Below are 10,263 nucleotides of genomic sequence, written 5' to 3' on the forward strand. Positions count from 1 at the left end.
GGGCGGTGGACGCCGGCCCCGTGATGCCCGTGGCCACGCGCATGGCGCTGGGCAGCGCGGTGCCTCGCAATGCCGTCACATCGACCAGCACCGCCAGCGCGAACCGCAGCGCCCGAAGCACCACGCCCGTGGCCCGTGGCTGCGGCTGCAAGGGCCGCCGATCCCGCAACGGCCGCTGAGGAGCATCACCACGACAACGGAGCCCACCCATGCCCATGCACATCGACGAAATCCATGCCGACGTCAGCGTCCAGTCCCGTGGCCAGGCCGAAGAGCCTTCGTCCGGCGGCGAGGCGCCATCGACCAACGAGCAGGAACGCTGGCAGCAGGTCGAGCGCCGCGCGCGTGCGCTGGCCGAACGCACCTCCGCCTGGGGCTTCGACGACTGAGCGTCTGCGCGGCCCCGATCCACCTCCATCACCTGATCACCGAACCTCGACATGCCTGCCGCCCAGCCACCGCTGCAATCGTCCACCCTGCCCGCGTTCACCGTGGGCGGGCAGCTGCAAAGCGCGATGGCGCGCGACGTGACGCTGGTGCGCATCGAAGAAGACATCGACGGCCTGAGCCGCCTGGAGGCGCGCTTCATCGCCATCGGCCCAGCCGACAGCGGCGAGAGCGAAGGCATCAACTGGCTCGACGGCCGCGTACTCGATTTCGGCAAGGCGCTGCGCGTGGGCATGGGGCCCAGTACCGCGCCTGTCGATCTGTTCGATGGCAAGGTCAGCGCGCTGGAGCTGTCGATGGACGCGGGCCGTGCGCCCGAGGTCAGCTGCCTGGCCGAAGACAGCCTGATGGACCTGCGCATGACGCGCCGCTTCAAGACCTACGAGCAGGTGAGCGATGCCGACCTGTTGCAGCAGATCGCCGCGCAGCATGGCCTGAGCGCGCAGGCCGATGTGGACGGGCCGACCTACGCCATGGTGCAGCAATGGAACCAGAGCGACCTGGCCTTTCTGCGTGAACGTGCCCGCCGCCTGGGTGCCGACGTGTGGGTGACGCAGGGCGCCCTGCACATGGCCGCGCGCGACCGCCGCCAGGGCCCGCGCCTGACGCTGATCCAGGGCAACACGCTGGTGCAGGTGACCTTGTCGGCCGACCTGGCGCACCAGCGCAGCGAGGTCAAGGTGGGCGGCTATGACGACGACAACGCCGACCAGATCGATGAAGAGGCCACCGAGGCGGTCGTGGCGGCCGAAACCCAAGGGCACACGCACGGCATCGACGTGCTGGAGCGGGCCTTCGGCGCGCGCCCCAGCCACCGCGTGCGCGACGTGCCGCTCAAGGGCGAAGAGGCGCGCGCACTGGCCAAGGCGGCCTTGCTCACGCGCGCCCGCCGTTTCGTGCGCGCCGTGGGCATCGCCGATGGCAACACCGAACTGCGCGTCGGCACCGTGCTCAAGCTCGAACGCGTCACGCCCTTGTTCGAGGGCGATGGCTACTACGTGACGCGCGTGCGCCACCAGTTCGACCTGAGCAACGGCTACCGCACGCACTTCGAGGCCGAGCGGGCCTGGATCGGGCAGGGAGGCTGATGCGATGAGCCACCACGACCCCCGCGCGATCAACGACGGTGCCGGCGCCCGCTGGTTCGGGCTGTACCCCGCCATCGTCACCGACATGGTCGATCCCGAAAGCAAGGGCCGCATCCAGGTGCGTTTCCCCAGCTTCGGCGATGCAGGGCAGGGCGTGCGCGCCTGGGCCACCCTGCTCACGCCCTATGCCGACGACGACCAGGGCCTGGAGATCCTGCCCGAGATCGATTCGCAGGTGGTGGTGGGCTTCGAGGCGGGTGACCCATCGCGGCCCTACATCGTGGGCAGCTGCTGGAACGGCCGTGCGGCCTTGCCCGAAGCCGCGCAGGGCGCCAACAACCTGCGCACGCTCAAGACCCGTTCGGGCAGCGTGCTCCAGTTCGACGACACGGTGGGCGCGGCCAAGGTGACGGTGTCGATGAACAGCGGCCACAAGCTGGTGATGGACGACGCGATGCAGGAGATCACCGTGCAGCACGGCAATGGCTGCAAGATCGTGATCAACGTGGCAGGGCAGGTCACCATCACGGCCAACGCCACGGTGGAGGTGAACGCCTCGGCCGTGAACCTGCACGCGCCCATGGTCACCTGCGACGGCGTGTTGCAGTGCCAGACGCTGATCGCCGGCACGGGCGTGGTCTCGCCCAGCTACACGCCCGGGGCGGGCAACGTATGGTGAGCGCCGCCGTGGCATCCCCAGTGCAGGCGCAAGCCAAGGTGGCGGGCACCTCCGGCCCATGGCGCCTGGTCGGCCCTTGGTACCGCTGGGCGCGGCCGGGCCTGCCGGAGGATGGCCGCCTCTCTGCCCCCGCGATCCAGAAGTTCGCGGGCAACGATTTCATCACCGACTTCCTGGCGCGGCCCCAGCACTCGCTGAAGTACGACCCGGTGGTCGATGTGGTGCAGACACAGGATCTGGTCAAGGTGCCGGGCGCGACCCTGCGCAGCCTGCTGCTGGCGCTCAACGCCAAAGGCCAGGTCGCCAAGCAGAGCGACGTGGCCGCCGGGCTGTACCGCCCGCGCGTGGCGCCGGGCAGCCTGCGCAAGCTCTATCAGCCCGCGCATGATCGGCACTATTTGGTCACCTGCGAACTGCATTGCGATGCGCCCGGTTTCCCGAGGGTGACCCGCGACCAGGTTTGCCAGGCCGGCTTCGTGGTGCGACGCCGCCGCAGCGTGGTGCCTGCCAACATCACGCCGGTCGACATCGAAGCGCAGACCGCGCCCGTGCGCACGCTCGAAGCCGATCTGATGGCGCTGCGAACGCTCGATGCCGCCGTGAGCGATCCGCAATCGAGCGCCGAACTCAAGCTCAACACGCAGGCGCGCCAGGCCACGCTGGCCAGCCAGGCCGGCCAGCCCAACTGGGCCGCACTGGTGCAGCACACGCTGAACGCGTTGGCCGCCAAGCGCCTGGCCCTGCAGCAGTGGTACGAGCAGAACCAGATCACCGTGGCGGTGGACGGCTGGTTCCCTGTGCTCGTCAACGGCAAGCCCAGCACCACCTTCGGCTACTGGAAAGAACTGAGCGCCGCCGAGCAGCAGCAGGACATCACCAGCGGTGAGCACACCTACCCGATGTACCCGCTGGTGCCCGATCCGCGCGAGACCACGCACGATGCGGCCGGCCGCACTGTGTACTACGGCCTGGTGCCCACCGGCGGCTTGCAGCACGACACGCAAGCGCATGCCCGCTTCGACGACCAGGCCACCTACGAGGTCCGCTGCTTCGTGCGCCAGCACCACGCCTGCCCGGGCCGTGCCGGCAAGGCGCCCGACTGCCACGGCGCGCTGGTGTGGAGCCGCCCGACCGAGCCTTTCCGCGTGGCCGCGCCCTTCGACGTGCTGGGCTCGGCCAACCGCCCCATCACCATCAAGATGCCCGACCTGCGCGAGCTGGCCGCGCAAGCCGCACTGCGGCCCAAGGGGCGGCTCTCGCCCGTGCGCTTCGTGCAGCCGCAGCACCTGTCGCCCAAGATCGACGATGGCAAGCCGGTCGAGAACAGCGTGGGCGGCGAGGCCATCTGCAGTTTCTCGATCCCGCTGATCACGATCATCGCGCTGTTCGTGCTGAACCTGTTCCTGCCCATCGTGGTGTTCGTGTTCAACCTGTGGTTCCTGCTGGTGTTCCGCTTCTGCATTCCGCCGTCGGTGCAGGCGGCGGCGGGGCTGGATGCCGCATTGGCCGTGACGCCGCCGGGCATCGACCTGGACGCCGAGTTCACCGTGAAGCTCAATGGCGTGGACGTGCTGGTCAAGCCCGATGAGCTCAAGGACAGGTTGACCAAGAGCAACGGCTTCATGGAGCTGCGCGTGCAGCAGGAGACGGGCATGGACGAGGTGCCCGTGCTGGATGCGATGGGCAACAACGCGCTGGGCGCCATCGACCAGTCGCTGCAGGACGCGGCTGCGCGCCAGCCCGATGCGCAGGGCAAGCTGCCGGATGCACCGCCCGTGGGCGAGCCGCTGGTCTATGAAGACCCGGTCACGCCGGTGTGGACGTTGAAGGGGGCGACCGCATGACCACGCCCCTCGGCCAGCTCAACCGCTTCGACCGCCTGGGCCGCGGCCTGGGCCAGCCCATCGCGCCTGACGCGCAGGGCCGCCTGCCCGTGGTGGACGGCCCCGAGAAAGTGCGCCAGTCCATCTTCACCATCCTGGACACCGAGCCCGGCGAGCGCGTGATGCGGCCGGATTTTGGCTGCGGCCTGCGCCGCTACCTGATGCAGCCCAACAGCCCGGCCACGCGTGCCGGCATCGCCCGCGACATCGGCAACGCGCTGTCGCGCTGGGAGGCCCGCATCAAGGTGATCGACGTGGCCGTGAACACCACCGACGACCGCGCCACCGTGCTGATCGAGATCCGCTACGCGCACGTGCTCGACGGCCGCCAGGACATCCTCGTCTACCCCTTCTACCTGGAGCAGGCCTGACGGGCCGGGGCACACCATGCCGTTGATCACCCCCATCCTCGACGACCGTGGCTTCGAAGACCTGTTCACCGAGCTGCGCAACCGCATCCCGGTCTACAACCCGCAGTGGACGGACCACCAGGACAGCGACCCCGGCATCACGCTGCTGCAGCTCTTCGCCTACCTGGGCGAGGGCCTGCAGTTCCGCTTCAACCAGATCCCCGAGGCCACGCAGCTGGCCTTCCTCAAGCTGCTGGACCTGCCCCTGCGCGGGGCCCGCCCGGCCACGGCCCTTGTGCGTGCCAGCAGCGATGTGCCCAATGGCGTGGTCGTGTACGCGGGGGATCAGCTCAAGGCGGGTAAGACCGTCTTCACCGTCACGCAGGACGCGACCGTGTGGCCGCTCGACTGCGTCACCGTGGCGCGGCGGCGTCTGGTCGCGGGCGATCAGCCTGATCAGATGCAGGCCTTCATGGCGGGGCTGGATCCGGAACTCAAGACCTCGGTGCAGGGCAGCATCGACGCGCTGAACCAGCAGGCCCAGGGCGCGCTGGAGGCCGTGGCCCCTTACGAAGTCCTCACGCTGGGCTCTGACGGTCAATCGCCCGCGCTGGATTTCAGTGACACGGTCGATGGTTGTGTGTGGGTGGCCGTGCTCAAGAACCCCAAAGCGATCACCGATCCTGCTGCGGATCTGCAGCGCGAGAAAGGCAAGCCCCTGCCGTTGAGCCTGGGCTTCTCGCCCGCCGCCTGGTTCCCGGACATCGACCAGGCCGGTGCCTGTGGCGATGGCAGCGGCCCCTCGCTGTGGTGGCAGGCCTCGCTGGCCAAGCCCTCGCGCGATGGCGGCCCCGATTACCAGCCGCTGCGCGTGTCGGGCGATACCTCGCAGGGTTTCATGCGCCAGGGCGTGGTGCGGTTGGAACTGCCCTCCGATCTGGCACCGCTGGGCATGCCCGTGGCGCCACCCGGCCTGGCCGGCACCGGCGACTACCCGCCCGAATTGGACGACGAGCAAGCTGACCGCCTGTGGTTCTGGCTGCGCGCCTGGCGTGCCGATGGCAGCCGCATCGGCCCGGTGCAGCTGCTCACGCTGAACCCGCTGGCCCTGGTGCAGAGCGTGACCGCCGCGCCCGAACTGCTGGGCTCGGGCAGCGGCCAGCCCGACCAGGTCTTCCAACTGGCCTATGCGCCCGTGTTGGCCGAGGATGCCGACCCGGTGCGCTTGCAGGTCGAGGAAAGCGGCGTGTGGACCGACTGGGCCCAGGCCGATACGCTGGACGCCAGCACAGCCGACGACCGCCACTTCACGCTCGATGCCGAGGCGGGCACCGTGCGCTTCGGCGAACGCTTCCCGCAACTGGGCGAGCGCGTGCGCGTCAACCGCTACCGTTGGGGCGGTGGCGCGGCGGGCAATGTGCCCTCGGGCGCCATCGCCAAATGGGGCGATGTGCTGCAGGGCCCTGTGCCCGTGCCGCCGCTCAAGCGCCCGGGCCAGGTCGCGCTCACCGTGCTCAACCCCTTGCCCGCGCAAGGCGGTGTCGACAGCGAAAGCCTGGACGCGGCGCTGCAGCGCATCCCGTCGGAGCTGCGCCGCAACCGCCGTGCGGTCACCCGTACCGATTTCGCCGAGCTGGCCCTGCAGACGCCCACCGTCAGCCTGGGCCGCGCTGAATGCCTGCCGCTGTTCTACCCGCCCAGCAAGAGCGCCAAGCCGGGCAATGTGAGCGTGGTCGTCTGGCCCGAGCGTGACCCGGTGCACCCCGATGCGCCGTTGCCCGATGCATTGGAGATTGGCCAGGTCTGCGCCTGGCTGGACCAATGGCGCCTGGTCACCACCGAGCTGCACGTGATCCCGCCCACCTACCAGCGCATCGCCGTGGCGGTGTCGCTGCAGGTGCAGGAAGGCTATGGCCTGGACGCCGTGCGTGATTGGGTGGGCACGTTGCTCAAGCAGTACCTGTCGCCACTGCCACCGCATGGCCCCGAAGGCCGTGGCTGGCCGCTGGGCCGCCGTGTGCTGGCGCGCGAGCTGGAAGGCGTGGTCATGCAGGTCGAGGGCGTGTCCTACGTGCAGTCGCTGCGCCTGGACCGCGAGGTGCCGCCGCCCGCCGGTAGTCCCGACGGCACGCAGCCCACGTGGTCATCCATTGACGTGCTGACCCTGCCCGAGTGGGTGGTGCCGCACCTGGCCGCCGTCACCGTGGTGGACGAGGCCACGGCCTTGCCAGCGCCGGGCCAGAACGTCAGCCCGCCCCCGGGCACACAGCCGGTGCCCGTGCCGGTGCTGCGCGACGAGTGCTGAGGCGCATGCGATGAGGCTCACCCCCGACACCGGCACCCTGCTGATGCGTGGCCGTGCGCACTGGCTGCGGGGCGCCTTCATGGACACCACGCTGGCCGACGACATCGTCACGTTGGCGCCAGCCGTGCCGCCCGTGTCCAGCGCCCCTGCGCCGACGCCCGCACCCTGGGCCGGCCTGGCCTTTGATGCCAACTGCCGCCTGTTCCACGCGCTGCCCACGCAAGCCGCGATCGAGTACGTGCTGTGGGGCGCGACTACGCAGCTCGGCGTGCACGACGTGGCCACGCACCCCTTCACCGTCACTGGCCCCGAGACAGAAGACAACGGCCAACCCTTGCCCGGCGCCGACCTGCCGCTGCGCCCCGAGGCCCTGGCCGCTGGCAGCGACAACCTGCTCTACGTGGCCGACCCCGACCGCCCCGCGATCTGGGTGATCGACACCTGGAAGCAGGAGGTCACGCGCCGCCTCGACATGGGCCAGGTGCCGCTGGACCTGGCCTCGTGCGGCGGCGACATCTTCGCGCTGCTGGCCGATGGCAGCACCTGGCTGATCGCCCCGTGCGACGAGCCCCGCCGCCTGCCCTGGCCCGTGATCGCCGGTGCCGCACGCTTGAGCGTGGCACGCGGTGTGGACGGCCGCCGCCTGGCCTGGGTGCTGGCCGCGCCCGGCACGGCCAATGCGCGCCTGTACGCGCTGCACCTGGACGACCCCAAGCCCTACGCGGTGCCCGACGCCCGCGACGTGCTGGCCGGCGAAGACGACGCCGAGTTCGGCACCCTGCTGGTGCTGGCCATGCGCCCGGGCGACGAGTTCGTGCGCCTGCGCTGGCTGGGCAAGCAGCCGGCCCTGCTGCCGGGCCTGAGCGCGCCTTTCTACGATGGTGCGGGCATCGCCTTCGCACCCGATGGCCGCGTGGCCTACTGGACGGCCCAGGGCCTGCGCCACGCCGCGCCGGCCCGTGCCCACTACAAGCCGCGCGGCGTGCTGATGGGCCACGCCCTGGACAGCGGCCAGGACCAGACCACCTGGGGCCGCGTGCTGATCGAAGCCTGCCTGCCGCCCGGCACGCAACTGCGCCTGTGGACCTTCACCCGCGACGACATCGACCACGACGACCCCTGGCCGCGCACGCCACCCGCTGGCCAGCCGCTCAGCGACATCGCCCTGCCCGGGGAGACGCCGCTGCCATCCAGCTACACCTGGCTGCAGCAGGCGGGCGAGCCCGCACGCCTGTACCGTGACGACTCGCAGCGCCCGCTCACCCGCGCCGTGGCCGAGGGCTTCGCGCTGTACGAGGCGCCCGTGCTTGCAGCGCCCGGCCGCTTCCTGTGGCTGGTGTTCGAGCTGACCGGCACGCGCGGCAAGAGCCCGCGCCTGCGCAGCGCCCGCGTCGATTACCCCGGCCACACCCTGCTGCGCCAACTGCCACGCACCTTGTGGCGCGAACCCGCCGCGCGCGATTTTCTCTACCGCTTCCTGATGCCGATGGCGGCCATGCTGGACGAGTGGGATGGCGTCTCCAGCCAGCGCCACCGCCTGCTGGACGGCCGCGTCGCACCGGGCGAAGCCTTGCCCTGGCTGGCCTCCTTCATCGGCCTGGCGATGGACCCGTGCTGGCCCGAGGCCGTGCAGCGCGCCATGGTGCGCGAGGCCGCGCCGCTGTTCCGCACGCGCGGCACCGTGGCCAGCCTGCGCCGCATGATCGAGCTCCTGACCGACGGCGCCGAGGCCATCATCCTCGAACACTTCCGCCTGCGCGGTGGTGGTGTGCCCGGCAACCCTGATGTCAACCAGTCACAGGCCGTGCTGGGCGTGGGTTTCCGCGTCGGTGGCCTGATCGGTGAGCCCGAATCCAAGCCGATGGCCGATGCGGGCCCGGTGGATTTCGACAGCTACGCGCACCGCTTCACCGTGACGGTGGTGGCCGCGCTCAGTGATGCGCAGTTGGCCTGCGTGCGCCGCCTGATCGAGGTGCACAAGCCCGCGCACACGGCCTTCGAGCTGTGCACGGCGCGCAGTGGCATCCGCGTGGGATTGGGATCGCAGGTGGGCCTGGGCACGGTGGTGGGGGCCTCAGGTGGTTTCAAGCCCGCCGTGGTCGGCCCGGCCGCGCTGGGCGAGGGCTTCGTGCTGGGAGGTCGGCCATGAGCGCGCCGGGCCGCTCCCAAGCGCGAATCCCGGAGCGCATTGCGCGGAGGGCTTCCCTATGAGCAGTGACGATCTGCGCATCCCCCGGCTGCGCGGCACCCTGCACAGCGCCCACCCGCTGTCGGAACAAGACCTGCGCCGCTGGCGCGAAACTGTGCAGGAGGCCGGTATGCCCGACCTGGGCGTGGACGTGACCGACCCCGAGGAATGGCTGTTGATACGTCACCTGGACGTGGCCATGCACTGGCGCCCCGACGGTCCGCGTGCCGAGGCCGGCCAGGACTGGACCCAGGCCCTGCAGAACGCCGTGCGCGAGTTGATGACCCACCCCGAGCATCCGGACCTGGTGCGCTACCGGGGCCGCCGTCAGGGCCTGTCCGACCTGATCTACCGCAGCGCCCTGGGCGAGACGCATCGTCAATGGGCCTGGCGCCGTATGGGCTGGCTCGATGGCACCGAGATGAGCCCGCAGCGCGCCCTCGCGCAAGGCTTGGCGCACCTGCGTTCGCAGCCCGGCTGGGTATGGCCGTTGCTGCGCCAATGGGTGGCGGCCGAACCCTCCACCGGTGCGCTCACGGCCTTGCTGCGCGCCGTGCCTGTCAGCGAATGGCAGGGCTGGCTAGGTACATGCATCACAAGCCGGGGCTATGCGGTGTTGCAATGGCGCGGCGGTCCGGCGCTCCAGCGTGCGGGTGGGCAGGTGTCTGCCACGCCTCATGGGGATGTGGCCAGGCCTGCGCTCAACACCGATGCGCAGGTCTTGTCCGTTTGGCTGGCGGCGCGGCCCTGGCTGGCGGCTTCGCACGGCGAGGTGCTGGCTGTTCTTATGGCCGCTGTCGCCTGGCCCGACCAGGGCAGCAGCATCGGCCTGCTGCGCCAACGCCTGGATGCCGCGTGGCGTGTGGTCTGGGGCACGGGTGTGGCAGCACCGCCTGCCTTGCGGCGTGAGCGTGATGAGGATTCGGCTGCCGCACCGTCCATCGACACCTCATCGGCCCGCGAGGCTGCCCCGCAGCCTGAAGCCGCGCCGATCGACGTCGTGCATGCGATCTCAGACCACGCCGTAACGGACGACACCGATCTGCCGCCTGCGCCCGCCTTGCCTGACAGCGAACTCTGGCAGCCCACCCAATGGGCCGGCGCACTGTTCTGGCTGCGCGCGCTGGAGGCCCCGGATCTGCTCGAAGAACTGATGGGCCCGCCCCATGGCCAGGGTGTCGACGCGCGCGGCCACGCCTTGGCCGCCCTGGCCACCGCGCTGGGCGTGCCCCCGCAGGACGCCGCCTTGCGGGCCTTCGTCGGCGGTGTGCTGCCCCAGGGCCAGCCGCACGCGGGCATGGCCCAGGCCGCACACGCGCAGGC

8 protein-coding genes are annotated in these 10,263 nt (G+C 70.6%); all 8 read left to right on the top strand.

The features are described 5' to 3' along the window. Positions 1-209 precede the first annotated feature (209 nt). Positions 210-389 carry a hypothetical protein gene (locus tag WAQ08_RS02410; protein ID WP_422189043.1) on the top strand — a complete coding sequence of 60 codons (180 nt, stop codon included), beginning with the start codon at positions 210-212 and terminating at the stop codon, positions 387-389. A gap of 51 nt (positions 390-440) precedes the next feature. After that, the gene (locus WAQ08_RS02415) at positions 441-1,535 is read left to right on the top strand and encodes a phage late control D family protein (RefSeq protein ID WP_422189044.1); all 1,095 of its coding nucleotides are present in this window, start codon (positions 441-443) and stop codon (positions 1,533-1,535) included. Positions 1,536-1,539: 4 nt separating this feature from the next. Further along, positions 1,540-2,214: a phage baseplate assembly protein V gene (locus tag WAQ08_RS02420; protein ID WP_422189045.1), complete on the top strand. Its 675-nt coding sequence runs from the start codon at positions 1,540-1,542 to the stop codon at positions 2,212-2,214. 8 nt (positions 2,215-2,222) lie between these two features. Further along, complete coding sequence (locus WAQ08_RS02425; RefSeq protein ID WP_422189046.1) at positions 2,223-4,058, top strand: hypothetical protein; 1,836 nt, start codon at positions 2,223-2,225, stop codon at positions 4,056-4,058. Next, complete coding sequence (locus WAQ08_RS02430) at positions 4,055-4,468, top strand: GPW/gp25 family protein (RefSeq protein WP_422189047.1); 414 nt, start codon at positions 4,055-4,057, stop codon at positions 4,466-4,468. The genes WAQ08_RS02425 and WAQ08_RS02430 overlap by 4 nt, the downstream gene beginning before the upstream one ends. 16 nt (positions 4,469-4,484) lie before the next feature. Beyond that, on the top strand, positions 4,485-6,752 hold the full coding sequence (locus WAQ08_RS02435) for a putative baseplate assembly protein (RefSeq protein WP_422189048.1): 2,268 nt from the start codon (positions 4,485-4,487) through the stop codon (positions 6,750-6,752). Positions 6,753-6,762: 10 nt separating this feature from the next. Then, positions 6,763-8,901 carry a phage tail protein gene (locus WAQ08_RS02440; RefSeq protein WP_422189049.1) on the top strand — a complete coding sequence of 713 codons (2,139 nt, stop codon included), beginning with the start codon at positions 6,763-6,765 and terminating at the stop codon, positions 8,899-8,901. A 58-nt stretch (positions 8,902-8,959) separates the two neighbouring features. Further along, positions 8,960-10,263: hypothetical protein (locus tag WAQ08_RS02445; protein WP_422189050.1), on the top strand; the 1,304-nt coding region annotated here is incomplete at its 3' end.

It is taken from the genome of Aquabacterium sp., assembly GCF_049274795.1.
Lineage (GTDB): Bacteria > Pseudomonadota > Gammaproteobacteria > Burkholderiales > Burkholderiaceae_C > Aquabacterium.